This is a genomic window from Rhodococcus sp. 06-235-1A (genome assembly GCF_002258785.1).
In the GTDB taxonomy this organism is placed as follows: domain Bacteria; phylum Actinomycetota; class Actinomycetes; order Mycobacteriales; family Mycobacteriaceae; genus Rhodococcoides.
Genome location: NZ_NOYI01000003.1, coordinates 26,740 through 51,991, shown reverse-complemented (window position 1 = coordinate 51,991; position 25,252 = coordinate 26,740). Strand labels below are relative to the sequence as shown.

Here is a 25,252-nt window from a genome sequence, read left to right as displayed (position 1 = left end):
TGAGAAGGAGTTGCGAGGCCGGCGAGGGCGCGCGAGGGCGAGGACGTGTCGCCCGGGACGGTGAAGATTCGCACCGAGAGTAACCGTCCGGTAGGTCTGTGCTCAATGGCATTTTCGGACACATCCACACGGCACCTATGACAAAGGCCACATCGCTACGACGGGCATGATCGTGTCATGACCACACACGGCGGCGTCGAGGCCGGAAGAGTTGTTCTGCTCCGCCACGGAGAAACCGAATGGGCCCTCGCCGGCAAACACACCGGGAACACCGATGTCCCGCTCACGAGCATCGGCGAGCAGCAGGCCGTCGACGCCGGATCACTCCTCCGACTGCTGAAGCTGCGCGATCCCTTGGTCGTCACCAGCCCGCGAGAGCGGGCCCGCAGGACCGCCGATCTCGCCGGCCTGCACATCGACCGAACGTGGGATGCGTTGTCGGAGTGGGACTACGGCGACTACGAGGGCATCACATCGGCGGAGATCCACGAGACGGTGCCGCACTGGACCGTGTGGACGCATCCGTGTCCTGGCGGTGAGTCGATCGGCGACATCGCCGTGCGAGTGGAACTCGTGCTCTCGGTCGTACTCCCGCTACTGAGCGGTCGCGACGTCGTACTGGTCGGCCACGGCCACTTCTCTCGCGCACTCATCGCCGGATGGACCGAGGCCCCGGTCACCGAGGGGAAGCGATTCGCCCTCTCGCCCGCCGCGTACTCGTTGCTCGGATTCGAGCATTCGTTCCGCCAGCTCGTCGCGCACAACGTGCACCCTTCGATCCTCACCGCAGCGTCCGCACCCAAAGAAGACCGACGATGATCCGCCGCGCCACCGAGGCCGATGTTCCGGCCATCACCGCACTCGTGCACGAACTCGCGGCCTACGAGAAGTCGTCCCCGCTGTGCACCGTTCGAGACGAGCAGCTTCGTTCGGCGCTGTTCGGCGCGCAACCGTCGGTGTTCGCACACGTCGCCGAGCACGAGGGGACTGTGGTGGGCTGTGCGCTCTGGTTCTTGAACTTCTCGACGTGGGACGGCGTCAACGGAATCTATCTCGAGGACCTCTACGTGCAACCGGCCGCGCGCGGAGGAGGGTTCGGAACCGCGCTGCTCGCGGCGTTGGCCGCCGAATGCGTCGACCACGACTACACGCGGCTGACCTGGTCCGTTCTGGACTGGAACACCCCGTCGATCGGCTTCTACAGATCGCTGGGAGCGGAGTCGCAGGACGAGTGGACGACTTTTCGGTTGGCCGATGTCGCGCTGGCCCGACTCGCCGCGCAGGCGGGCTGACGGTCCCGCTCAGCCCAGCTCGTCGTCGACGTCGCTGTATTCGGCTGCCATCCATTGCGAGGACGGCGGGCTGAACAGCAGCACGAGCACCCCGAGGACCACCACGCCGAGAGCGATGCCGTAGGCGATCTGGTGCGATCCGGTGAGCAGCGACCACACGACGGGTAGAAGCAGTAGCTGCACGACGGTGGCGATGGCTCTGCCCCAGCGTTTGCCGAGAATCAGGGCGACTCCCGCAGCTCCGACCCCGACGCCCAGCACCCCGAACCACCCGGCGGTGCCGTAACCGTTGGCGACCGCGTTGTCCCCTTCGCCGGACACCGCTCGGACGACGAGGACCAATGCGGCGATCAACGACGCCACGCCCTCCGCTGCCACGAGTATCCCGGCAGATCGAAACGTCGACGGCGGGGTGAGATTCTCGGGTGTGGTGGTGGGCACGCGACCAGCCTAGGCAACGCGAGAGTGGAGCCTGCGAAACGACCCGGAAGAAAAAGAGTGGAGCCTGCGGAACGACCCGGGTGACCGGGGTGGAGCCTGCCGTACGACCCAGTAGTGTCAGTGCTCGTGCGTGCGCTGCTGATCGTCAATCCCAATGCGACTTCTACGACGGCAGCGGCTCGGGATCTGCTGGCTCATGCCTTGTCGAGTCGGGTGCGAGTGACGGTTGCGCAGACGACCCATCGTGATCATGCGTCCGAGCTTGCTCGGGGTGCCCGTGAGGACGGGATGGGTCTGGTGATCGTGCACGGTGGTGACGGCACGGTCAACGAGGTGATCAACGGTCTGCTCGGGGTGCCGTTGCCGACGTCGATGCAGGCGGTGACGATCGGTGCGATTCCACCGATCGCGGTCGTTCCGGGTGGCAGCGCGAACGTTTTCGCGCGTTCCCTCGGAATCGAGGCGGATCCGGTCGCGGCGACGAATCAGTTGATCGGGCTGCTCGATGCGCGGGCGCGGCGGACGATCGGGCTTGGACATTGCGACAACCGCTGGTTCACGTTCAATGCGGGCATGGGTCTGGATGCCGACGTGTGTCGGGCGATCGACGCCAGTCGCAAGGACGGCAAGCCGGTGTCCGCGACGCGTTATCTGCGGTCGGCGGTGCAGGAGTTCTTCAAGCACAAGCGTCGGCCGGCTCGGTTGACGGTGGAGGTTCCCGGGCGGGATTCGTTCGACGGGGTGCATTACGCGTTCGTGTCGAATTCGAGTCCGTGGACGTATCTGAACCAGCGGCCGGTGCACACCAATCCCGGCACAGGTTTCGACTCGGGCCTCGGGGTGTTCGCCATGCGCTCGACTGCGCTCTTCCCCACGCTACGGGTGTCGCGTCAGTTGTTGGCCAAGGGAGCGGAACCCAAGTCTCGCAAGCTGATTCGGATTGACGACGTTCCGAGTGTCCGAATTTCCTCGCTGGAGCCGGTTGGCTTGCAGATGGATGGGGACTACCTGGGCGAGCGCACGGAAGCAGAGTTCTTCTCCACTCCCGACGCGTTGGAAGTCGTCGCCCCGAGCGCGTGACGCGTGGTCGCCGGGGCCGTAGGAGTCCGCCGGACGCGCTGTTTCCCAGGAAACACGAGCGAAATCTTTCAGCTCGGGGTACAAAGGAGCGCAGAAGGCTAAAGCGAGCCTAACAGAGTGAGCTTGACCACGGTCACGCGCGTATCCCTTGACTTCACCTGAGTTCGTGAAAGCATTCACAAGCAACAGTGCGGAAACATTGGTTACCCACTCGTGAACAGAAGAGAAACGAAACGGCGCTTCGGCGCCCGGTAAGGAGCAGAGGATGGACTGGCGCCACAAGGCTATTTGTCGCGATGAAGATCCGGAACTATTTTTCCCGGTGGGAAACAGTGGTCCGGCGCTCGCGCAGATCGCCGATGCCAAAGTCGTCTGTACTCGGTGCCCCGTCACCGCTGAATGCCTGTCCTGGGCACTCGAATCCGGCCAGGACGCAGGAGTATGGGGTGCAATGAGTGAAGACGAGCGCCGTGCACTGAAGCGACGCAATGCACGCACACGCGCACGCAGCTCCGTCTAGGACGCTCACGCAACAAGTCGACAGGACCCGGTCCCCGCACACGCGGAGACCGGGTCTTTTCGGTGCGGCGGACACTCGGAACGCGTTACCCGATGTTCATCGAACGGTGAGTCAGAGCCTCGGCGCACGCCGTCCCAGTGGGACCCTCAGCATCGCGTCGGTACCCCCGCCCGCAGCCGGGTGCAGACCGAGCGATCCGTTCAGCTCCACCGAGACCAATGTCCGAACGATCTGCAATCCGAGCCCATCCGATCGTTCGAGGGAGAACCCGGCAGGCAATCCGCGTCCGTCGTCGTGGATGACCACGTCCAGCCATTTCGAGGAGCGGTCGGCGCTGATCCGGACCACACCGGCCGATCCGGCCTCGAAACCGTGCTCCATCGCGTTCTGCACCAGTTCGGTCAGAACCATCACCAGTGGTGTGGCCCGCTCTGCGGAGAACACTCCCAGCTTTCCCTCACGGGCCACGCGTACCCGCGGATTGACCGTTGCGATGTCGAGCATGATCGGCACCAGTCGATCGACTATCTCGTCCAGGTCCACTTCCTCGTCCACCGACATGGACAACATCTCGTGCACCAACGCGATGGACGTCACTCGACGAACGGACTCCGACAACGCTGTGCGAGCTTCCTCGTTCTCCAGTCGACGCGACTGCAGTCGGAGCAGCGCTGCGACCGTCTGCAGGTTGTTCTTCACCCGGTGGTGGATTTCCCGGATGGTCGCGTCCTTGCTGAGCAGGGCACGATCGCGTCGTTTGACTTCGGTGACGTCGCGGATCAGCACCGCCGCACCTGCCGACCGCCCACGGGGCTGCAGAGCCAACGTGCGAACGAGGACGGTGGCACCGCGGGCATCGACCTCCATTCGATGCCCCACGTTGCCACTGAGCGAGGACCGAATGTGGTCGGCAACCTCCTGCGAGTCGAACGGATCGGTGACCAACGAACGGGTGACCGACGCCAGGTCTCGACCGGACAGTTCCGTTGTCAGCCCCATTCGGTGATAGGCCGAGAGCGCATTGGGGCTGGCGTAGTCCACCCGCCCTTCGGTGTCGACGCGAATGAACCCGTCGCCCGCTCGGGGAGACGAGTTCACATCGGTGCGCTCCTCGGGCGTGGGAAACGTCCCTTCGCTGATCATCAGGCAGAGGTCGTCCGCGCATTCTCGGTAGGCCACCTCGAGGGCACTCGGAGGCCGAAGTTGCGCGGGGTTGGTGTCGCGTGTCAGCACTGCGATCACGTGTTCGCCGCAGCGCACCGGAATGCTTTCGCTGCGCGTCAGGACTCCGCCCTGGACGATCTCCCGTTGCTGCAGAGCGACCATCACATCCGGATGCTCGGACTCGGAAATAGTCGTGCCCACGATGTCGTGGGTGAACACCGTCGGCGCGGTGGTCGGCCGGCACTGGGCCACACACAGCACGTCGGCAGTCCCATCGGTGACGTCGTCGGTGCCGACCCACAGCAGGACGTCCGCGAAAGAGAGATCGGCCAACAGCTGCCACTCCCCCACGACACGTTGGAGATGGTCGACGGCGACGCCGGGAAGGTCCGTGTGTTCGGCCAGCAGATCACTGAGGGTCGACACGAGATCTCACGTGACCGTTGCTCAGGATACGACGGCGATGAGGTCGCCCTGCTGGATGACGTCACCGACTGCCACGTCCACCGACGTGACCGTGCCCGCCGACTCGGCCAGCACGGGAATTTCCATCTTCATGGACTCGAGGATCACGAGGGTGTCACCGACCTCGACTGCGTCGCCTCGGGCCACGACCACCTGAAACACCGTGGACACCATCTCCGCACGAACGTCCTCGGACACCGGCGAACCCCTCTCTCACGTCACCACGAACTGCGCCGACCACCCTCCGGAGGCCAGGCCCGTCACAGTAAGCCAATCACACGTGGGAGACTGTAGTGAACAAACGAGAGGAGCCCATCATGGGAAAGCGTGGACGGAAGAAGCGTGCCCGTAAGGGCAACAAGGCCAACCACGGCAAACGTCCGAACAGCTGACGGTTTGCCACAAGCCACGAGGGGCCGAGAAGCAGTTGCTTCTCGGCCCCTCGTCGTTGTTCGACCTGTGACTACTCGGAGTCGGTCTGGCGAATCAGCACGGTCCTGCGAATCTCGACACTGAGTCGTTCGCGCAGCCCGGCCGGTGCCTGGTCTCCCCCGCACTTTCGGGAGATCAGCCGTTTGACCTTCTCCTCGATGCCGTAGGCCTCGAAGCACGACCCGCACTCGTCGATGTGCTTCTGGAGGCGGGATCGGCTGGCCTCGTCGCATTCGTTGTCGAGCATGACCCATACGTCGGCGATGACCGCAGAGCAGTCGAGTCGCTCGAACTGCTCGTCTCCGTCGGTGCTTCCGGTGCCCGTCACTGGACTACCTCCTGCTCGTGCCGGTCGACTGCGCCGTCCCGGTTGAATCCACGCTCACGCGCCACACCTGCAAGCAATCCGCGCAGCTGCTTGCGTCCACGGTGCAGGCGCGACATCACCGTGCCGATGGGTGTACCCATGATCTCGGCGATCTCCTTGTAGGGAAAACCCTCGACATCGGCGTAGTACACCGCCATCCGAAACTCTTCGGGAAGAGACTGCAACGCTGCTTTGATGTCGTCGTCGGGCAGCGCGTCCAGCGCCTCGACCTCGGCCGAACGCAACCCCGTCGAGGTGTGCTCGGCGGTGGCGGCGAGCTGCCAGTCGCTGATCTCGTCGGTCGGGTACTGAGCGGGCTGACGCTGCTTCTTGCGGTAGGAATTGATGTAGGTGTTGGTGAGAATTCGATACAGCCACGCCTTGAGGTTCGTCCCCTCACGGAACGACCGGAACGCCGAGTAGGCCTTCACGAACGTCTCCTGCACCAGGTCCTCGGCGTCGGCAGGGTTACGCGTCATCCGCAGAGCTGCGCCGTAGAGCTGATCGAGCATCGGCAAGGCGTCGCGCTCGAAGCGCTCGGTCAGCTCCGCCTCGGTCTCGGCCGCCCTCTGCTCCGCGATCGCCTTCTCGTCGTCCACTGCAGCGACGGGATTGCTGGCTTCTGTCACGCTGATCCCTTCGATAGCTTCCACCGCCCAGGCTACCGCGCCCGAAGTCGACTTCTGCGAAGAGATCACCCCCTTCATCGCGAGGGGACGTCCCGCGGTCAGCACTGCCATTCGTCGTTCCTTCCGCCTGCATTCGTATCTGTCGATAGACAACACAGCTCGCTTCCGCCGTGTTCCCGCGCGGTCGCTAGAGTCCGTTGGATGGCTGCGTCCACACCCGCTCTGGCCCTGCTCAACGCGCTCGAGATCCATCACACCGTGCATTCGTACGAGCACGACTCTCGGTCGCAGTCCTACGGCGAGGAGGCTGCACAGATTCTGGTCGAACGGCTCGGCGTCCGCGCCGAGCAGGTCTTCAAGACACTCGTCGTCGAACGTGCCGATCGGTCGTTGGCGGTGGCGATCGTCCCCGTCACCGCGATGCTCTCGCTCAAGGCCGCGGCAGCCGCCTTGTCCACCAGGAAGATCACGATGGCCGACAGAGCTGTCGCCGAGCGGTCGTCCGGGTACGTCTTCGGTGGTATCTCCCCTCTCGGCCAACGCAGGTCCTTACCCACCGCGATCGACGACTCGGCCCTCGGCTTCGAGACGATTCTGTGCAGCGGAGGTCGCCGGGGACTGGAAATCGAACTCGCACCGGCCGATCTCGTCAAGCTCACCCGCGCCACAACCGCTCCCATCGCCACGCGCTGACACCGAATGAGCGAAGATGGACGCGTGAGCACTTGGACAGCCCCCGCCGCCGTCGCGCCCGTCGACGCGACCGTCACTCTGCCCGGATCCAAATCGATCACCAATCGTGCGCTGATCATCGCCTCGCTCGCATCCGACTCGTCGACGATCACCGGGGCCCTCCGCAGTCGGGACACCGACCTCATGATCGATGCATTGACAACACTGGGGGTCGGGATCGTCCCCGCGGACGACGACGGAACGTCGCTACGAGTCGATCCGGCACCGCTGCGCGGCGGGGCGGTGGAGTGCGGGCTGGCGGGCACCGTGATGCGCTTCGTGCCCCCACTGGCCGCACTGGCTCAGGGCGAGGTGTCGTTCGACGGCGACGAGCAGGCACGCATCCGCCCACTCGACACGATCCTCGACGCACTGCGAGCAGTGGGAGCCGAGATCGAGGGCAGCGCGCTGCCCTTCACGATGCACGGCACCGGCTCGCTGCGCGGGGGATCCGTCGAGATCGACGCCTCGGGCTCCTCGCAGTTCGTCTCCGGTCTGATGCTCTCGGCCTCGGCATTCGACGAGGGAATCGAAATCCATCACACCGGTAAGCCCGTTCCGTCCATGCCGCACATCGACATGACCGTGGAGATGTTGAGGCGGGCCGGAGTGCGCGTGGACACCCCCGAGACCGGTGGAGACGCGAACACCTGGCGGGTGCACCCGGGCCCGGTCGCACCGATCGAGTGGATCATCGAGCCCGACCTGTCCAACGCCACCCCGTTCCTGGCCGCGGCGGCTGTATCGAAAGGTCGTGTGCGCGTTCCGAATTGGCCGGAGTCGACCACCCAGCCCGGTGACGTCTTCCGCGAGATCCTCGCGCTGATGGGCGCTCGGGTCGACCTCACCGCAGGCGTTCTGACTGTCGAGGGCCCGGATACGTTGCGTGGCATCGACTTCGACCTGCACGATGTCGGCGAATTGACCCCGACCGTCGCGGCGCTCGCCGCTCTGGCAGAGGGACCGTCGATTCTGCGCGGAATCGCCCACCTGCGAGGTCACGAGACCGACCGCCTCGCGGCGCTGACAACCGAAATCGTTCGGCTGGGTGGCCGCGCGGTCGAAACCGACGACGGCATCCGAATCGATCCGGTGCCGCTCCACGGCGGAGTCTGGCACTCCTACGCCGACCACCGCATGGCCACGGCGGGCGCGATCGTCGGACTGCGCGTCCCCGGCGTCGAGGTAGACGACATCGGCACCACCGCCAAGACCCTCCCCGGCTTCGAGAAGCTGTGGGACGCAATGTTGTCCGCTTCGACACCCAGCGGGGTCGGCTCCTGACCGCGCGTCGGTACGACGAGTCCGACGTCCGGATCCGGCCGGGCAAGAGTTCACGTCCGCGCACCAAGACTCGCCCCGAACACAACGATGCCGAAGCGGGCATGGTGGTCTCGGTGGACCGCGGCCGATGGGGCTGCGTCCTCGGCGGCGACCCGTCTCGGCCGGTCGTGACCATGCGCGCCCGCGAGCTCGGTCGAACTCCGATCGTGGTCGGCGACGAGGTCGGCATCGTCGGAGATCTGTCGGGCAAGGTCGACACTCTGGCCCGGATAGTACGCGTGGCCGAGCGACGCACGGTGTTGCGGCGCACGGCCGACGACACCGATCCGTTCGAGCGCGTCGTGGTTGCCAATGCCGACAGGCTGCTGATCGTCGCGGCGCTCGCGGACCCGCCACCTCGCACCGGCTTCGTCGAACGCGCGCTCGTGGCCGCGTACGTCGGTGGACTCGAACCCGTCCTGTGCCTGACAAAGAGCGATCTGGCCGACCCCGAGGAATTCACCGCGGCGTTCGCCGATCTCGACGTACCGGTGGTACTGGCCGGTCAGTCCGAGGACCTCACGGAGCTGACCGCCATGCTCACCGACAAGGTGACGGCGCTCATCGGGCATTCGGGCGTCGGAAAGTCGACGCTGGTCAACAGGTTGGTCCCCGACGCCTATCGCGCGACCGGAGTGGTCTCGGGCGTCGGAAAGGGCCGTCATACCTCGACGCAGTCGGTGGCCTTGCCGCTGCCCGCAGGCGGCTGGGTGGTCGACACGCCTGGCATTCGATCGTTCGGACTTGCGCACATCTCCCCCGAGAACGTCGTCGCCGCGTTCTCCGACTTGGCCGACACGATCGAGACCTGCCCACGAGGGTGCACCCACCTCGGACCTCCGGCGGATCCCGAGTGCGCGCTCGACACCCTCACCGGTGATGCAGCTCGACGCGTCGCCGCCGTGCGTCTGCTCCTCGAAGCCGTTCGAACGAACGAAGCCTGGTGACAACCGACTCCGTTCGAGGAGTCGGTTGCGACCAGGCTGTGCTCGCAGTCGAGGACGCTTACGCGGCCGAACCGACCAGCTTGCGAATTCCCTTGCGCTTCTTGGTTTCTGCGATGGCGGTACGAAGGCCGCGACGCTTACCGGTCTCGGGGTCGACGGTGAACAGACCGACGGGTGCATCGGCCCACTTGCGCTCCGACGCCGTCTCGGGGGCGTCGTCGCTCGTCGCCTTCAAGTACTTGTTCGGCAGCGAGAGCTTCGCGATGGTGCGCCACGACAGAAAGTACTGGTGCACGATCGAACCGGTCGTGTACGGCAGGTCGTACTTCTCTGCGAGCTCGAGCACCCGAACCTTGATCTCCCGCAAGCGATTGCTGGGGAGGTCGGGGAACAGGTGATGCTCGATCTGGTAGCAGAGGTTGCCACTCATGAACTCCATGACCGGGCCGGCGTTGAAGTTCGCGCTGCCGAGCATCTGACGCAGGTACCACTGCCCCTGCGTCTCGCCCTCCATGTCGGACTTGGTGAACTTCTCGGCACCGTCCGGGAAATGACCACAGAAGATGACCGTGTTGGTCCACACGTTGCGGATCATGTTGGCAACGATGTTCGCCGTCAACGTGCTCTTCCAGGCGGGACCGGTCAGCAGTGGATGCAGGACGTAGTCCTTGCCGATCTGCTTGCCGACCTTCTCGAGCACCTCGCGCCGCTTCTGCTCGAACTCCTCGCGGGGCACACGTCCCTTGGCGACCTTGCCCAGTTCGAGGTGCTGCAGCGCAACGCCGTATTCGAAGAACAGCTGCAGCAGCAGGTTGTAGACGGGGTTGCCGATGTTGAAGGGCTTCCACCGCTGGTCGCGGGTGACCCGAAGCAGGCCGTAGCCCACGTCGTCATCCATACCCAGCACATTCGTGTACTTGTGATGGATGTAGTTGTGCGTCTGCTTCCAGTGCGCCGACGGACCCGTGTTGTCCCACTCCCACGACGTGGAGTGGATCTCGGGATCGTTCATCCAGTCCCACTGGCCGTGCATGACATTGTGTCCGAGTTCCATGTTCTCGATGATCTTGGCGACCCCGAGCATGGCAGTGCCGACGAGCCACGCGGGACGACGACGGCTGGCGAACAGCACGGCGCGTCCGCCGATGTCGAGTGATCGTTGCAGACGGATCGTGTTCTTGACGTACCGCGCATCGCGCTCGCCGCGGGACGCCTCGATGTCGCGTCGGATCGCATCGAGCTCGTGGCCCAACGCCTCGATATCCGCGTCGGTCAGATGCGCATATTCTTTGACGTCCGTAATCGCCATGGGAAAAAACCTCCTGGCAGTCGTGAACACACAGCTCGTATCAACAGGCCATATGCAATTCCGTCACCTACCGTATCGTAAGTTACGGTCGCGTAGGTTACGGCTTGAAATCTGTGTGACGATTCACAACTCGACGCGGTCACCCGATTGACGAAGAGCCTTCGCCTGTCGCTTGGCTTCCTTCTTGGCGTTGCGCAGGGCCGCTCGCGCCTCTTGCATGGCCGAACGCAGTCCGCGACGTTGCCCGGTCAGCGGGTCGATTCGGAGCGCATGCACGGTTGGCGACTCTCCTACCCGCCATCGCCGCTCGGACGATGTCTCGGGAGCGTTGTCGGACGTGGCGCGCAACCACTTGTCGGGCAGCGACAGCTTGTGGATGGTCCGCAAGGCCAACAGGTACTGCTTGCCGAGCGACCCGGTCGTGTACGGCAGGTCGTACTTCTCGCACAGCGCGTGCACCTTCTCGGCGATCTCCGAATACCGATTGCTCGGCAGGTCCGGGAACATGTGATGCTCGATCTGGTAGCACAGGTTGCCACTCATGAAGGCCATGACGGGACCGGCCTCGAAGTTGGCACTGCCCAGCATCTGACGCAGGTACCACTCCGGACGCGTCTCGGTCTCGAACTGGCCGATCGTGAACTTCTCGGCACCGTCCGGGAAGTGGCCGCAGAAGATCACAGCGTAGGCCCACAGGTTACGGATCAGGTTGGCCGTCGCGTTGGCAGTCAACGTGGACTTCCACGCCGGCCCCGTCAACGCCGGGAACAGAACGAAGTCCTTGCCGACCTGCTTGGCGATCTTGCGCGCGAATGCGCGGGTGGCAGGCGACTTCAGCAGACCCTTTTCGTCTTCGCCGTCCAGCTGCTTCTGAGCGTCGTAATCGTGCAGCGCGATGCCCCACTCGAAGGTGGTGGCGAGCACGATGTTGGCGAGCGGCTGAACGAGGTTGATCGGCTTCCACGGCTCGTCGCGGGTCATGCGCAGAATGCCGAAGCCGATGTCGTCGTCCATGCCGACGATGTTGGTGTACGTGTGATGCGAGTAGTTGTGCGCGCGTTTCCACTGCTCGGACGGGCCGGTCTGGTCCCACTCCCACGAAACCGAATGGATCTCGGGGTCGTTCATCCAGTCCCACTGGCCATGCATCACATTGTGGCCGAGCTCCATGTTCTCGATGATCTTGGCGACACTGAGCATCGCCGTACCTGCGATCCAGGCCGGTCGATACTTGCTGCCGAGCAGCACTGCGCGGCCGCCGAGCTCGAGGAGCCGCTGCAGCCTGATGGTCCGACGGATGTACGCGGCATCGCGCTCACCGCGGCTGTCTTCGACGTCTCGACGAATCGCATCGAGCTCACGCCCGAACGCTTCCATGTCCTCTTCGCTGAGGTGAGCGAACTCTTTGATGTCGGTGATGGCCACCGGGTCCTCCAACAGTTGAGTGCAGTGCCCGAAATATCGGGTTCCGACGTGGGCAACCTACGTAAGCGTAACCGAACAGTCTGAGAAGGCGGTGTGCGAAAAACAGACCTACAGTTCCAATGTGCAGTTGCCTGCAGCAGCGGAAATGCACGTTTGCACGCGGTCGCCCTCACTGTGTTCCTTGCCCGAGCGAAGGTCGATGACGTGGCCGGCCGTCAAGGGCACCACGCACGTCTGGCAGATACCCATCCGGCAACCGAACGGCATCTGAACACCGAGGCTTTCGCCGGCCTCGAGCAGGCTCGTGGCACCGTCGACGGCAACCTTCTTGTCCGATTTCGAGAACGTGACGGTGCCGCCGGCACCGGACGTGTCGGCTCTGGAAATCTCGAATCTCTCGAGATGAAGCCTGTCCTCGATGCCCTCGCGCTTCCACGTCTTCTCGATCTCTTCGAGTAGTGCTGCCGGCCCGCAAGCCCAGGTGTCACGCGTCCGCCAATCCGGATACAGCTCGTCGAGCGAGGCGAGTGCGAACTTGCCGTCCGATCGCGTCAGCTGCACGTGCGAGGTGAAGTTGGGATGGGACTTCTCCAACGCGGCGAGCTCGGCTGCGAACATGACCTCGTCCTCCGTCGGTGCCGAGTGGATGTGCACCGTGTCGGGCATGTCGCCGTGTCGATCCAGAGCCCGCAGCATCGAGATGATCGGGGTGATACCGCTGCCTGCCGTGACGAACAGGATCTTGTTCGGCGGCGGCACCGGCAATGCGAAATTGCCCTTCGGAGCGGCCAATCGCACGATGGTCCCCTGCGGCACGCCGCCGACGAGGTGTGAGGACAGGAAGCCCTCGGGCATTGCCTTGACCGTGATGGAGATCAACTTGTCTTCCCAGTTCGGCGGGGAAGTCAGCGAGTACGACCGCCAATGCCACCGCCCACCGAGGTGCAAGCCGATTCCGATGTACTGACCCGGCTGGTAATCGAAGTTGAAACCCCAACCGGGCTGAATCACCAGCGTCACCGCCGTGGCAGTTTCCTGCTCCACTCGTACGATGCGGCCCCGCAGTTCGCGAGCGGACCACAGCGGATTCGCCAGATGCAGATAATCGTCCGGCAGCAAGGGCGTGGTGATGCGAGTGAACGCTCCGCGCAACATGTTCAGCTTGGGACGCCTGGGTGCCGAGACGCCGGCCGCAGGAGCCTCCAGCCACTTCTTCAGATCCATCGGGTGTTCCGTCCCCTCGATCGACATACCGAGCCGCTTTCGGCCATCGAGGTTACGCTACCGTAGGTTCTGGGCCAGGGTCACCGTTGCCAGGTCGTGCGGGGACGATCACAGTCGATTCAGAGTAGTTCGAGAAGAAACGACAACTCTTGAGGGGCGTACCACGCCAGAGTGTGATCCTCGGCATCTCCGAGCACGAACTCCGCGTCGACATCCCCCATGTCGGCGGCATCGACGGCTGCTACGGCCTTCGCAACGGCCGATTCGGCTCCCTCCAGATCGACGTGCACCGACGCGACCTGGTCCATCCGCAACGGTTCCTTCAACCGAACGACGGCGTCGTCGAGATCGGGGCGCAGGGTCGGGTCGTCCACATCGGCTGCAATGACCGCCCGCCGATACACCACGCCCTCGGCGACCGTTCCGGTGTCGGCCTCGTCGTCGACGGCAGCAGCAATCAGTCGCAACGAGGCACGAGCGGCCTCGCCCATCGCGACCTCGGCCAGCTCTTCGTCGTCGCCCGAGGAATACGCCTCGCGCAGGGTCGGCGTCACGGCGAAGGCCGTGCGCGAGACCGGGCTGAATTCACCCTCCGCCGACAACACTTTCAAGAACTCCAGCGTCGCCGGAACGTAGACACGCATGACAGAAGACCTCACACTCTCGAATCACTACTGGCGTCGACCAACTCTTCCAGCGCCTCGTGCAACAGCGCCGTCACCACGTCCACATCGGGCATGGCACCTCGATCGGCATTGAGTCCGAAGAACACGAAGCCGTCGTACGACGTCAACCCGATGCTCATCGCCTGATTCTCGAACAGCGGTGAGACCGGATACATCTCGAGCATCCGCGCACCGCCCACATACAGCGGGAACTGCGGTCCGGGCGCGTTGGTGACGATGAGATTGAACACCCGCTGAGACAGGCGACTGCCCGCCCGCACCCCCATTGCGTGCAGACTCGCAGGCGCGAATCCGGAGATGCGCATCAGCGTCTGCGCGGTGACGCCGCGACTCTGGTTGGCATGCGCCTCGGTGGCGTGTGCGATGTGCGAGAGCCGTACCACGGCATTCGATTCACCGACGGGCAGATCGACGAGAAACGACGAGACCTCGCTGCGGTCGTCCTCGGCCGGTTCCACGGGCCGGTCGATCGACTCCCCGAAACCGACGCGATCGGCGGAGACGTACACCGACATCGGCACCATCGCCCGCACCGTCGAGGACGCCGTGACGGGCTCGCCGCGCGAGAGCAACCAATTTCGCAGTGCTCCGGTGACGACCGCGAGCACCACATCGTTGATCGAGCAACCGAACCGGTTGTGGATCCTGCGATAGTCCGACAGCTCGGTCTTGGCCACTGCGAACCTGCGGTTTCGCGAGATCGGGGCGTTCAACGGGCTCGACGGAGCGCTCTGGGTCGCGGTGCGCAGCACGGCCGCCACCTTCCCGGCGGCACGCAACGCCTCGCCCGCGACACCGGCCACGCCGTGTACTGCGCCACGGAGGCTCTCGAGGCTCTCCCCCGGCCGGACCACCAACTCGGTCAGCGCGTCGATCACCAACGCCGAGTCCTTGGGCTCGCGGGCGGGCATCCACAGTTCCTCGGCCATCGGCGGCGGATTCTTGCTCGCGTCGAGAATGACCTGTCCGATGTCGAGAGCATGCTCGCCGTCGACCAGGGCCGAGTGGGACTTGGTGAAGATGGCGAAACGGTTCTTCGACAGGCCCTCGACCAGGTACATCTCCCACAACGGGCGACTGCGATCGAGAGGGCGCGATGTCAGCCGTGCGATCAGATCGTGCAACTGATCATCGGAACCGGGCTTCGGGAGCGCCGAACGCCGGATGTGATATGTGATGTCGAAATCTGCATCGTCCACCCACACCGGCCTGGCGAGACCGAAGGCGACCTCGCGAACCTTCTGCCGATACCGGGGAACCAAAGCCAATCGCTGCTCGACCAACGAGAGCAGCCGGTCGTAGCTGAAACCGCTGCGCGGGGTACGGAAGATAGCGAGCGAGCCGAGGTGCATAGGACTGCTACTGGCCTCGAGAAAGTAGAACGACGCATCCTGCGTTGTCAGCCTGGTCGCCATCGCGTGTTCCAGTCCCCGTCCTCGCATGGAGTGCGCGCCCGTTCCTGAGGTCGAGCGCGCGGTGTGTCGAACCTAGAGTACGTGCCGGACGATCGTCGGTCGCGGGGTCGTTCGAGGACCCGTGTCGGAGCGTCTGCACGACCCGCCGGGGAACCGAACACTGCCCGCGCCCGTCGATGTCGGTGTGAGCGTCATCGAATCGAACGAGCCATCGGATTCTCCCGAGCCTTCCGGGCCGAACCCCCGGCTCCGCGCCGAATACCACTGCTTCCTCTCACGTACCGCTCCGTTCGAGCCGCCGCTCTCGTCCGGAACCGTGCACACGTGGGATCCGGCGGCTGCCGGCGAACCGACACCGGTCAGGCACCGAGCGTCCGTGCGCAGCAACCGTTCACGACGCCGGACCGAACCTGCCGGACGCCCGACCGTACCGGCCGACGCGCGCGCGACCGCCGACCGGGCGATGCGCATGCTCATCGAGGTGATCGATCGACGGCGAAGCGCCGATCAACTGTCCGCGCTGTTCACCACCTCGATGATCGACCTGGTGAAGACCATCGTGCGCAATCCGCCGCCAGGGCGGCGGCTCGGGTTCGCAGCAGTCCGTCGGGTGCACGTCGTGTACCAATCGGAAGTCTCCGCGGAGATATTCGGCTCGTACACCCGGGGGCCGCGGATGTTCGCGTTCGCCGGCCGAATCGAGCTGGCGATCGACCCGCGACGACCCGGGTGGACCGTGACGTCGTTGCGCGTGGGGTGAGACGCCCCGGGCGCGGAGACCGACGCGCTACCTCTTGCGCTTGGAGCGGGCGGTCTTCTTCGGTGCCTTGCTCTGCGCCCTCGCAGCTTCGCGACGCTCCCGGCGAGTGCCGTCCGCCGCCGACTCACCGGCAGCGGCCGATCCGGATCGACGCACGGCGGTGCCGCCGCCCTCGGCCGGACCGGAGAAAGTCAATCGTTGCTCTTCCTGGTCGTCGAGGCCCTTGGCACGCAGTGCCGACGGTACGGCCGGAGCTGCGGGCGCAGCAGCAGCGGGGACCGCCGGCCGCGTGCTCGTCTGCGCAGGCGTCGCCACAGTGGGTGCCGCGGCCGGGCGGCCGGAGCCCACCGGAGAGGCCAGCCCCGGAGCCACTGCGAGACCTGCCGATGCGGCCGGCCCCGCAGGAGCCGGTGTGGCCTCGACCTGCAGGTTGAACAGGAAGCCGACCGACTCCTCCTTCAAACCGTCGAGCATGCCCTGGAACATGTCGTAGCCCTCGCGCTGATATTCGACCAGCGGGTCGCGCTGCGCCATCGCGCGCAGACCGATGCCCTCCTTGAGGTAGTCCATCTCGTAGAGATGCTCACGCCACTTGCGGTCGAGGACCGACAGCAGAACTCGACGCTCGAGCTCGCGCATCCCGTTCTCGCCGGCGATTCCGTCGATCTCGGCCTCACGGTTGGCGTACGCCGATCGCGCGTCCTCGAGCAGCGCTTCGCGCAGCTCGTCTCGGCTCAGATCACCCTTCTCGCCGTCCTCGTTCTCGCCGGAGAGGACCTTGTGGTCGATACCGACCGGGTAGAGCGTCTTGAGCGCGGTCCACAGCTGCTCGAGATCCCAGTCCTCCACGTAGCCCTCGCCGGTGGCACCGTCGACGTAGGCGGTGATCACGTCGGTGATCATCCCCTCGACCTGACCCTCCATGTCGGCACCTTCGAGGATGCGCCGCCGCTCCTCGTAGATGACGGTGCGTTGCTGGTTCATCACCTCGTCGTACTTGAGAACGTTCTTGCGAATCTCGAAGTTCTGCTGCTCCACCTGTGTCTGGGCACTCTTGATGGCCTTGGACACCATCTTGGCCTCGATCGGCACATCGTCGGGCAGGTTGAGCCGGGTCATGATCGACTCCAGCGCTCCGCCGTTGAAGCGTCGCATCAGCTCGTCACCGAGCGAGAGGTAGAAACGTGATTCGCCCGGATCTCCCTGACGGCCGGAGCGGCCTCTGAGCTGGTTGTCGATTCGACGCGAGTCGTGCCGCTCGGTGCCGAGCACGTACAGGCCACCGGCCTCGCGCACGGTATCGGCGTCGGCCTTGACCTGAGCCTTGACCTCCTCCAGAGCAGGCTCCCAGGCGGCCTCGTACTCCTCGGGAGTCTCCACCGGATCCAAGCCCTGCTTGCGAAGCTGCAAGTCGGCAAGGATGTCCGGATTGCCGCCGAGCACGACGTCGGTGCCACGGCCTGCCATGTTGGTCGCGACCGTCACCGCGCCCTGACGGCCCGCCTCGGCGATGATCGTCGCTTCCTGCTCGTGGAACTTCGCGTTCAGCACGTTGTGCGCGACGCCGCGCTTGGTGAACTGCTTCGACAGGTACTCCGAGCGCTCGACGCTGGTGGTACCGATGAGGACCGGCTGACCCTTTTCGTGCCGCTCGACGACATCGTCGACCACGGCGTCGAACTTGGCCTCTTCGGTCTTGTAGATGAGGTCGCCGTTGTCCACCCGGACCATCGGACGGTTCGTCGGAATCGGAATGACGCCGAGGCCGTAGATCTGGTGCAGCTCGGCGGCCTCGGTCTCGGCGGTACCGGTCATGCCCGAGAGCTTGTCGTACAGGCGGAAGTAGTTCTGCAGCGTGATGGTCGCCAGAGTCTGGTTCTCGGCCTTGATCTCGACCTTCTCCTTGGCCTCGATCGCCTGGTGCATGCCCTCGTTGTAGCGGCGTCCCACCAGGATGCGGCCGGTGAACTCGTCGACGATGATGACCTCACCGTCGCGGACGATGTAGTCCTTGTCCTTGGTGTAGAGCTCTTTGGCCTTGATCGCGTTGTTGAGGTAGTTCACCAGTGGCGAGTTGGCGGCCTCGTACAGATTGTCGATGCCCAGCTGATCCTCGACCAGTTCGACGCCGGCCTCGTGCACACCGATGGTGCGCTTACGGATGTCGACCTCGTAGTGGGTGTCGACTTTCAACATCGGCGCGATACGGGCGAATTCTCCGTACCACTTGCTCGACGCGTCGGCCGGTCCCGAGATGATCAGAGGGGTGCGGGCTTCGTCGATGAGAATCGAGTCGACCTCGTCGACGACGGCGAAGTTGTGTCCACGCTGCACGAGGTCGTCGAGCGAGTGCGTCATGTTGTCGCGGAGGTAGTCGAACCCGAACTCGTTGTTGGTGCCATAAGTGATGTCGGCGGCGTATGCGGCGCGGCGTTGCACCGGTGTCATGCCCGACAGGATCACGTCGACCGACAGACCGAGGAACCGGTGCACGCGGCCCATCCACTCCGAGTCACGCTTGGCGAGGTAGTCGTTGACCGTCACCACGTGAACGCCGTCGCCCGAGATGGCGTTGAGGTAGGCCGGGAGGACGCACGTCAGGGTCTTGCCCTCACCGGTCTTCATCTCGGCGATGTTGCCGAAGTGCAGGGCCGCACCGCCCATCACCTGGACGTCGAAGTGACGCTGCGAGAGCACTCGCCACGACGCCTCACGGGCCACTGCGAAGGCCTCGGGCAAGAGCTGGTCCAGGCTCTCGCCGGCGGAGTACCTCTCCCTGAACTCCGCGGTCTTACCGCGCAATTCGTCGTCGGAGAGGCCCTCGACGTCGGGAGACAGGGTCGAGACGTGGTCAGCGATGTTCTTGAGCCGCTTGACCATGCGACCTTCACCAACACGGAGCAGCTTGGAAAACGACAGCGACGGCACGGGCTTTCTCGTCCTCGATCCTCGGTTCACGGGTACTGGCACGAACAACACTGCTTGACGAACAACACTGCATACTGCACGAGCTCACGGGTTCGTCGCCACGACATCTGCGCGGCGGGTAACCCGAACGCGTCCATGGTAGGCGGTGTCTCTGTGAACCCGGCAGCCCGACTATCGGTCGTCGGAGATCGCAGGTCGGCCATTCGGACAAGACCGACACAGCACTGCAGGCTCGACGTGGGGATCGTGTCTTCCGGTGTCGAGCCTGCAGCGGCGAAAAGATTTCACGGACGGCGAACGGACGATGCCACCCGGGATGGATGGGTCAGGTGAGTCTGATCAAGCCGTAATCGAAGGCGTGCCGTCGATACACGACCGAGGGCCGGTCGGTTGCGCTGTCGTGGAACAGGAAGAAATCGTGACCCACGAGCTCCATTTCGTACAGCGCATCGTCGACGCTCATCGGTGCAGCGGAGTGGACCTTCGTTCGCACGATGTGCCCGGGACCGCTCTGATCGTCGTCGAACGAATCGAGCTTCGTGTCGGGGTCGAGCGCCAGCGTGTCGTCCTCGGCGAGTTCGGCGGTGGCCTCGGCTACGGACACGGGTCGCTTCTCGCCGTAGTGGACCTTGCGACGGTCCTTGGTGCGCCTGAGTCTGTTCTCCAGCTTCGAGGTCACCGCTTCGAGAGCGGCATAGAAGCTGTCGGCACACGCTTCGGCACGAACGACCGGACCCTTGCCCTTCGCGGTGATCTCCACGCGTTGGCATGCCTTGGCCTGACGGCGATTTCGTTCGTGTTGAAGTTCGACGTCGAACAGATAGATGGAGGGATCGAAGCGCTCGAGTCGAGCGAGTTTCTCGGAGACGTATATCCGGAAATGATCCGGTATCTCGACATTGCGGCCCTTGACCACTACGTCCGCGTTGCTCTTGGCGGGTTCTTCCGAGGGCTTCTCGTCGAAGAAAACCGAGGCTTGTGAAGGGGTCGTCACGCGTACCTCCCGATATCGGCCACGCCCACTGTTGGACGTGGCAAGTGTGCATGCCGAATGGGGAACCTTCCGGCATCAGAGTCCGGGGCATCACCTCGTTTCGCAGTGCATCAGGATCTCTCCTGCGGGCTCCACTCCCACGTAACCAGTGGCGTGTCCGCGACGTTAGTCGGTCATCGACTCGTGTGCCACCGTTCACCCCGAATTGGTTGTCGGCGTGTCATCGAGTCGCAGCGTCAGGCACTCGCCACGACGAGTGCGCCGGCAAGGGGCACCCCGAATTCGCCTAGCACTCTTGCCGATTCGGCCAGGGTCGCCCCGGTGGTCACGACGTCGTCGATCAGTAGAACGGTGTGGCTCACCAGCCGCGACGCACCTCGGTCGGCTCGCGAACGACGCACTCCGACGGCCTCGATCCGACCGGCGACGTTGTGCTGACGTTGCCCGGCCGACAGCCCTACGGAATCTCGGACACCACCGGACATCCTCAGCAACTCGGGAACGAGCACTCGCTCCGGGGCCAACTCGGCGGCGGCGACACGAGCGCAGCGCAGCACCGGATCGCCCCCGCGCGCCCGCGCCGCGCGAGCCCTGGAGGGGGCACAGACGAGAATCAGCGAGCCGAGCTCGGGGGGATCGATCTCACCCGCGTCGCGCAGGTGTCCGACGGCCTCTGCCAGAGCCCGACCGAGCGGGGCGGCCACCGAGCGGCGACCCCTCTCCTTCAGTGCGATGACACCGTTGCGACGCGGCCCGCTGTACGTTCCCAGCGCCCAGCACGGGACACCGGGATCGACCCGTGGACGGACGGTGACGGGCGGGACGAACAGGGCCCGAGAACATGCCGCGCACCAGTTCTCCCCCAGCAGACCACACCCGGCGCACTCGAGCGGGAGAACCAGATCCAGGAGCATGCGCATGAGAGTCGAGTCTGCCCGCACCCACCGACATGCGAGCCGCCCGCCGTCAGCCGGGCAGAATCGGCACTGCTTTCACCCCGGCCAGGCCGGTGACCTCGCGCCAGTAACGGTCGCCCACCGGATCGGCGTTGTTGAGCGCGAACACTGCTCTGGCGTCGGCCACGTACTCCGTTTCCGGGGATGCGTCGACCGCAAGCACGGGTGTGGTCAGGTTGCGCGACGGCAGAGCATCCATCCTGGATCCGTCGACGGTCACCTGCACCACCGGCGTGTCCGTGGCGACCCTGGCGATCACGATGGTGTCCCCGGTGCTCCAATCCAAACTGGTGGCGTCGCTGCCCAATCCGATGGCCACGGCCCGGGGCGAGGTCAGCGAGTACACGCCCGACGGATCACGCACCACCGTCGCCACGTACACCACGCCGTCGACGATGAGCGCTGCTCGCACGCCGTCGCGCGCCAATCGCAGTTCGGTGATCCGGTTGCCGAGTGTCGTCACGGCAGTGGCCTCGACCGGTATCACCGACACCTGACCGGTGGAAGGATCGCGGGCGGCTCGGATGACGTTGGTCCCGTCGATCACCGCCCAGACTGCGTTGTCGTCGGCCCCCCAGGTCGGCCGCGTGATCGACTGCCCCTCGGCCACCGGGAACGCACCGCCGTCGTAGCTTCCGACCATCAGGGTGCTCGACGGCGCGGGGGCGGGTCGGCCGGTGTCCGCAACGGCTGCCACGAGGGTGCCGTCGTTGGACAACGCCACCGAGCGCAGATTGCGAGCCTGCCCGAAATACCCTGGGGCGGGAGTGGTCTCGGCCTCGTCGACGCGAAGCAGACCACCCGACGCGAGCGCGTGCAGTCCGACCGTGTCGTCGGTACCGCCGAGCGGATCGAAGGAGTCGACGCCTGCCGTCGTCCACCCGTCGGGCTTGGCCGTGTCGATCGGTTGACCGTCGGCCAGCAGCACGTACGGACCGGCCACCTCGGCCGAGGCGAGGGTCCAGATCACCTGAGCAGCAAGTAGTTCTCGGTCGCGGTCACTCTTGTTCTGCAGCCCACCGAAGTCGATTCTGATGCCGCCGAGACCGACTCCCACCTGCGAGGTCTGACCGTCGGCCTTGGTGATCGGACCGCGGATACTCACGTCGTCGGACAGTTCGTTGCTCACCGCCGCCGACAGCGCCGATTTGGGGCCGTCGATGAGCAGCTGCACGAGTTGGTTGGCGAGCTGATCCTGCGATCCGCTCGTCCAGCGCACGTCGGGTACGAGGACGCCGCCGAGCGGATCGACGAAATAGAGCGACCGCTGCTGATAGGTGTTCAGAAATGCGGATCGATCGATGACGACGCCGGGCGGCAGCTTGGAAATTCGCCACTGACCGTCCACCCGCATCATCTCGATCGAGGCGTCGAAGGTGTCCGAACCGGCCTGATACTCCCCGCCGGAGGCCAGCATCCCCGCCGTCGTCGAGCGGATCGTGAACTGCGCAATGTCGGTGGTCCGTGGGCCGGACAGCGTGTCGATCCGGTCCGCGACGACGGTTCGCGCGCCGTCGTCCCATGTTCCCGACGCCTCCTCGGTGAGAAATTGCCGAGCGGCCTGGTGTCTGTTGGCGGACACGGCACTGGCCTCGAAGAAGTCGTCCAGCAAGCGATCCGGTTCGCGTCCTGGTTCGGGGGCCGGGGCGCTGGTGGGCACCGCACCGTCGGTCAACGTTCCGATGGCCTGAGGGCTCGAGGACTCGGGCAGGCTGGCACAGCCTCCGACGAGCGCGACCAGAAGGGTGAACAGTGCCAGAACTCGAGCGCCGCGACGAGCCGATCGAATCACGTCACCGACTCCGACGCGGACGACTGCTGTGCGGACGATTTCTGTGCGGTGATGGCCGGAATCGGTTGTCCCTGTGCGTACTTCTTGGTACTCGGCTTGAGGGGCAACGGGGATCCGATCACCTTGTGCCCCCGTACCAAGGGCAGAGTGAGCCGGAAACATGCGCCTTCTCCTACTGCACCCCACGCTTCGAGCTTACCGTCGTGCAGGCGGGCGTCTTCGACGCTGATCGCCAGCCCGAGGCCGGTTCCGCCGGATCGACGAACGCGGGAGGGATCCGAGCGCCAGAAGCGGTTGAACACCAATTTCTCTTCGCCGGGCCGCAGCCCGATTCCCTGATCGCGCACCACGAATGCCGCCGCGTCGGCGTCCGAACGCAGTCGCAGCAGAACCGGCTTGCCTTCACCGTGATCGAGTGCGTTGGCGAGCAGATTGCGCAGGATCCGTTCGACTCGGCGTGGGTCGACCTCGGCGACGACTGCGGTCTCGGGCATGTCGACGATCACCTCGGTCCCGGTCTCGCGGGCCAGATGCCGCACGGTGGACACCGCAGCGCGGGCACACATGCGCAGATCGAGTTGTTCTGCGGCCAGTTCGGCCACACCTGCGTCGTGTCGGCTGATCTCGAGCAGATCACCGAGCAAGGTCTCGAACCGGTCCAACTCGTTGACGAGCAGCTCCGAGGACCTTTTGAGTGCAGGCTCCAGGTCGTCGCTGGCGTCGTGGATCAGGTCGGCGGCCATGCGCACGGTGGTGAGTGGGGTGCGCAGCTCGTGGCTGACGTCGGAGGTGAAGCGGCGCTGCAGGTTGCCGAATTCCTCGAGCTGGGTGATCTGTTTCGACAGGCTCTCGGCCATTTCGTTGAACGACATCGCAAGTCTGGCCATGTCGTCCTCACCACGGACCGGCATCCGTTCCTTGAGCCTGCCGTCGGCGAAGCGGACCGCGATTCTCGATGCGGAGCGAATGGGTAGAACGACCTGACGCGCGACGAGCATCGCGATCGCAGCGAGCAGCACCAGGAGTACCACTGCGCCGATGAGCAACGTTCCGCGGACGAGCGAGAGTGTGCGGTCCTCGCTGGCCAACGGGAATATGAGGTAGAGCTGAAGAGCCGAGATGTCGGAACCGGTGGGCGAGCCCATGATCAGCGCCGATCCCGAGTAGCCGCCGTCACTGTCGGTCACGGTGGCGTACTGCGAACTGATCAAGCCCTTCTTGACGAAGTCGCGCAGGCTGTTGGGGATCTGATCGACCGGACCGACCGACGCCTCGGCTCGGGTGGCGTCGCCCTCCACGATCAGAACCGGATCGAACGATCCCGCCGAACCGGTGGTCGACGCGGCGTCCAGATCCTGGTTGGTCAGGGCCGCCCTTGCTCGTTCCAGGCGCGTCGCCAGGCCGCTCGAATCGTCGGCTCCGGCGAGGTTGCCCTCGACGGTGGTACGCGATCGATCGAGTTCCTCGGTGGCCGCGGACAGCTTGGCTTCGAGCAGCCGATCGGTGATCTGACTGGTCAGTACCACACCGAGGATGAGGATGACCACCAGAGACAGCGTCAGCGTCGATACGACGACGCGTAGCTGAAGTGATCGACGCCAGGCATGGCCCAGCGACGTACTCAGCGAGCGAAACCAACGCAGCAAAGGGGAAAATTTGCCGTTGATCCGCCGCCGAGAATGGGAGAAACCGATCACGGCGGTCCGGCCTTGTAGCCGACCCCCCTCACGGTCAACACCACCTCGGGGTTCTCCGGATCCTTCTCGACCTTGGCGCGTAGCCGCTGCACGTGCACGTTGACCAGCCGGGTGTCGGCCGCGTGACGATAGCCCCAGACCTGTTCGAGCAGCACCTCTCGGGTGAACACCTGACGTGGCTTACGGGCCAGCGCCACGAGCAGATCGAACTCGAGCGGGGTGAGCGAGACGAGTTCGTCACCGCGGCTGACCTTGTGCGCGGGTACGTCGATGACGATGTCTGCGATGGAGAGCAGTTCGGCGGGTTCGTCCTCGGTCCGGCGCAACCGGGCTCGAACCCGTGCGACCAGTTCTTTCGGCTTGAAGGGCTTCATGATGTAGTCGTCCGCGCCCGACTCGAGACCCAGCACGACGTCGACGGTGTCGGTCTTGGCCGTCAGCATCACGATCGGTACGCCCGAATCGGCCCGCAGAACGCGGCAGACGTCGATGCCGTTCATCCCGGGGAGCATGAGATCCAGCAGCACCAGATCCGGACGATTCTCGCGCACGGCCGCCAGTGCTTGAGTACCGTCGCCGACCACGAAAGGCTCGAATCCCTCACCGCGAAGCACGATGGTGAGCATCTCCGCCAGAGCCGAATCGTCGTCCACAACCAGAATCCGAGGCTTCAT

At 64.9% G+C, this 25,252-nt stretch carries 25 protein-coding genes; 9 read left to right on the top strand and 16 right to left on the bottom strand.

Annotated elements, in window-relative coordinates:
• Positions 1 to 177: 177 nt before the first annotated feature.
• Complete coding sequence (locus CH275_RS02055) at positions 178 to 819, top strand: acid phosphatase (RefSeq protein WP_094674736.1); 642 nt, start codon at positions 178 to 180, stop codon at positions 817 to 819.
• Positions 816 to 1,292 (top strand): GNAT family N-acetyltransferase, encoded by a 477-nt coding sequence (locus CH275_RS02050; RefSeq protein WP_094674734.1) that lies wholly within the window; start codon positions 816 to 818, stop codon positions 1,290 to 1,292. Before CH275_RS02055 ends, CH275_RS02050 begins: the two co-directional genes overlap by 4 nt.
• A gap of 9 nt (positions 1,293 to 1,301) precedes the next feature.
• Here the strand turns inward: CH275_RS02050 and CH275_RS02045 are convergent, their stop codons facing one another.
• Positions 1,302 to 1,733 carry a hypothetical protein gene (locus tag CH275_RS02045; RefSeq protein WP_094674732.1) on the bottom strand — a complete coding sequence of 144 codons (432 nt, stop codon included), beginning with the start codon at positions 1,731 to 1,733 and terminating at the stop codon, positions 1,302 to 1,304.
• 126 nt (positions 1,734 to 1,859) lie between these two features.
• On the opposite strand from CH275_RS02045, the gene CH275_RS02040 reads away from it, so the two are divergent.
• Together CH275_RS02040 and CH275_RS02035 are read left to right on the top strand one after the other, a co-directional pair.
• Entirely contained in the window at positions 1,860 to 2,813 is a 954-nt protein-coding gene (locus CH275_RS02040; protein WP_094675280.1) for a diacylglycerol/lipid kinase family protein, read from the top strand.
• Between the two features lie 265 nt (positions 2,814 to 3,078).
• Complete coding sequence (locus CH275_RS02035; RefSeq protein ID WP_032366305.1) at positions 3,079 to 3,333, top strand: WhiB family transcriptional regulator; 255 nt, start codon at positions 3,079 to 3,081, stop codon at positions 3,331 to 3,333.
• 111 nt (positions 3,334 to 3,444) lie between these two features.
• Here CH275_RS02035 and CH275_RS02030 read toward each other — a convergent pair whose 3' ends face one another.
• The gene (locus CH275_RS02030) at positions 3,445 to 4,923 is read right to left on the bottom strand and encodes a sensor histidine kinase (protein ID WP_094674730.1); all 1,479 of its coding nucleotides are present in this window, start codon (positions 4,921 to 4,923) and stop codon (positions 3,445 to 3,447) included.
• 21 nt (positions 4,924 to 4,944) lie between these two features.
• Positions 4,945 to 5,160: a biotin/lipoyl-binding carrier protein gene (locus CH275_RS02025; RefSeq protein ID WP_094674728.1), complete on the bottom strand. Its 216-nt coding sequence runs from the start codon at positions 5,158 to 5,160 to the stop codon at positions 4,945 to 4,947.
• A 119-nt stretch (positions 5,161 to 5,279) separates the two neighbouring features.
• Here CH275_RS02025 and CH275_RS30330 point away from each other — a divergent pair, with 119 nt between their 5' ends.
• A complete protein-coding gene (locus tag CH275_RS30330; RefSeq protein WP_370878772.1) occupies positions 5,280 to 5,354 on the top strand; it encodes a 50S ribosomal protein bL37 in 75 nt (24 codons plus the stop codon).
• 71 nt (positions 5,355 to 5,425) lie between these two features.
• Here the strand turns inward: CH275_RS30330 and rsrA are convergent, their stop codons facing one another.
• Positions 5,426 to 5,722 (bottom strand): mycothiol system anti-sigma-R factor, encoded by a 297-nt coding sequence (gene rsrA, locus CH275_RS02020; protein ID WP_094614266.1) that lies wholly within the window; start codon positions 5,720 to 5,722, stop codon positions 5,426 to 5,428.
• A complete protein-coding gene (locus CH275_RS02015; RefSeq protein WP_373453668.1) occupies positions 5,719 to 6,468 on the bottom strand; it encodes a sigma-70 family RNA polymerase sigma factor in 750 nt (249 codons plus the stop codon). Before CH275_RS02015 ends, rsrA begins: the two co-directional genes overlap by 4 nt.
• Before the next feature lie 123 nt (positions 6,469 to 6,591).
• On the opposite strand from CH275_RS02015, the gene ybaK reads away from it, so the two are divergent.
• From ybaK to rsgA, 3 genes are read left to right on the top strand one after another with little or no spacing between them, the layout of a single operon-like run.
• On the top strand, positions 6,592 to 7,083 hold the full coding sequence (gene ybaK, locus CH275_RS02010; RefSeq protein WP_094674724.1) for a Cys-tRNA(Pro) deacylase: 492 nt from the start codon (positions 6,592 to 6,594) through the stop codon (positions 7,081 to 7,083).
• Between the two features lie 6 nt (positions 7,084 to 7,089).
• Positions 7,090 to 8,406, top strand: a complete 1,317-nt coding sequence (gene aroA, locus CH275_RS02005; RefSeq protein ID WP_094674722.1) for a 3-phosphoshikimate 1-carboxyvinyltransferase — start codon at positions 7,090 to 7,092, stop codon at positions 8,404 to 8,406.
• Positions 8,358 to 9,392 carry a ribosome small subunit-dependent GTPase A gene (rsgA, locus tag CH275_RS02000; RefSeq protein ID WP_179275922.1) on the top strand — a complete coding sequence of 345 codons (1,035 nt, stop codon included), beginning with the start codon at positions 8,358 to 8,360 and terminating at the stop codon, positions 9,390 to 9,392. The genes aroA and rsgA overlap by 49 nt, the downstream gene beginning before the upstream one ends.
• Positions 9,393 to 9,450: 58 nt before the next feature.
• On the opposite strand, the gene CH275_RS01995 is transcribed toward rsgA, so the two are convergent.
• From CH275_RS01995 to CH275_RS01975, 5 genes are all read right to left on the bottom strand, one after another.
• Positions 9,451 to 10,701: a fatty acid desaturase family protein gene (locus CH275_RS01995; protein WP_094674720.1), complete on the bottom strand. Its 1,251-nt coding sequence runs from the start codon at positions 10,699 to 10,701 to the stop codon at positions 9,451 to 9,453.
• A 123-nt stretch (positions 10,702 to 10,824) separates the two neighbouring features.
• Positions 10,825 to 12,126, bottom strand: coding sequence for a fatty acid desaturase family protein (locus CH275_RS01990; RefSeq protein WP_094675276.1), 1,302 nt, complete (start codon positions 12,124 to 12,126; stop codon positions 10,825 to 10,827).
• A 108-nt stretch (positions 12,127 to 12,234) separates the two neighbouring features.
• Positions 12,235 to 13,350: a ferredoxin reductase gene (locus tag CH275_RS01985; RefSeq protein ID WP_094675274.1), complete on the bottom strand. Its 1,116-nt coding sequence runs from the start codon at positions 13,348 to 13,350 to the stop codon at positions 12,235 to 12,237.
• Between the two features lie 119 nt (positions 13,351 to 13,469).
• The gene (locus CH275_RS01980; protein WP_094674718.1) at positions 13,470 to 13,994 is read right to left on the bottom strand and encodes a DUF6912 family protein; all 525 of its coding nucleotides are present in this window, start codon (positions 13,992 to 13,994) and stop codon (positions 13,470 to 13,472) included.
• A gap of 11 nt (positions 13,995 to 14,005) precedes the next feature.
• Positions 14,006 to 15,451 carry a WS/DGAT/MGAT family O-acyltransferase gene (locus CH275_RS01975; protein ID WP_094675272.1) on the bottom strand — a complete coding sequence of 482 codons (1,446 nt, stop codon included), beginning with the start codon at positions 15,449 to 15,451 and terminating at the stop codon, positions 14,006 to 14,008.
• A 121-nt stretch (positions 15,452 to 15,572) separates the two neighbouring features.
• On the opposite strand from CH275_RS01975, the gene CH275_RS01970 reads away from it, so the two are divergent.
• Positions 15,573 to 16,211 carry an Rv3235 family protein gene (locus tag CH275_RS01970; protein WP_094674716.1) on the top strand — a complete coding sequence of 213 codons (639 nt, stop codon included), beginning with the start codon at positions 15,573 to 15,575 and terminating at the stop codon, positions 16,209 to 16,211.
• A 27-nt stretch (positions 16,212 to 16,238) separates the two neighbouring features.
• On the opposite strand, the gene secA is transcribed toward CH275_RS01970, so the two are convergent.
• The 6 genes from secA to mtrA form a co-directional block, all read right to left on the bottom strand.
• Positions 16,239 to 19,139, bottom strand: a complete 2,901-nt coding sequence (secA, locus tag CH275_RS01965; protein ID WP_094674714.1) for a preprotein translocase subunit SecA — start codon at positions 19,137 to 19,139, stop codon at positions 16,239 to 16,241.
• Between the two features lie 325 nt (positions 19,140 to 19,464).
• Positions 19,465 to 20,133, bottom strand: a complete 669-nt coding sequence (gene hpf, locus CH275_RS01960; protein WP_094674712.1) for a ribosome hibernation-promoting factor, HPF/YfiA family — start codon at positions 20,131 to 20,133, stop codon at positions 19,465 to 19,467.
• Positions 20,134 to 20,369: 236 nt separating this feature from the next.
• Positions 20,370 to 21,053, bottom strand: a complete 684-nt coding sequence (locus tag CH275_RS01955; protein ID WP_094674710.1) for a ComF family protein — start codon at positions 21,051 to 21,053, stop codon at positions 20,370 to 20,372.
• A gap of 46 nt (positions 21,054 to 21,099) precedes the next feature.
• Entirely contained in the window at positions 21,100 to 22,881 is a 1,782-nt protein-coding gene (gene lpqB / locus CH275_RS01950) for an MtrAB system accessory lipoprotein LpqB (RefSeq protein WP_094674708.1), read from the bottom strand.
• Positions 22,878 to 24,578: an MtrAB system histidine kinase MtrB gene (gene mtrB, locus CH275_RS01945; RefSeq protein ID WP_094674706.1), complete on the bottom strand. Its 1,701-nt coding sequence runs from the start codon at positions 24,576 to 24,578 to the stop codon at positions 22,878 to 22,880. Before mtrB ends, lpqB begins: the two co-directional genes overlap by 4 nt.
• A complete protein-coding gene (gene mtrA / locus CH275_RS01940) occupies positions 24,575 to 25,252 on the bottom strand; it encodes an MtrAB system response regulator MtrA (RefSeq protein ID WP_027496508.1) in 678 nt (225 codons plus the stop codon). Before mtrA ends, mtrB begins: the two co-directional genes overlap by 4 nt.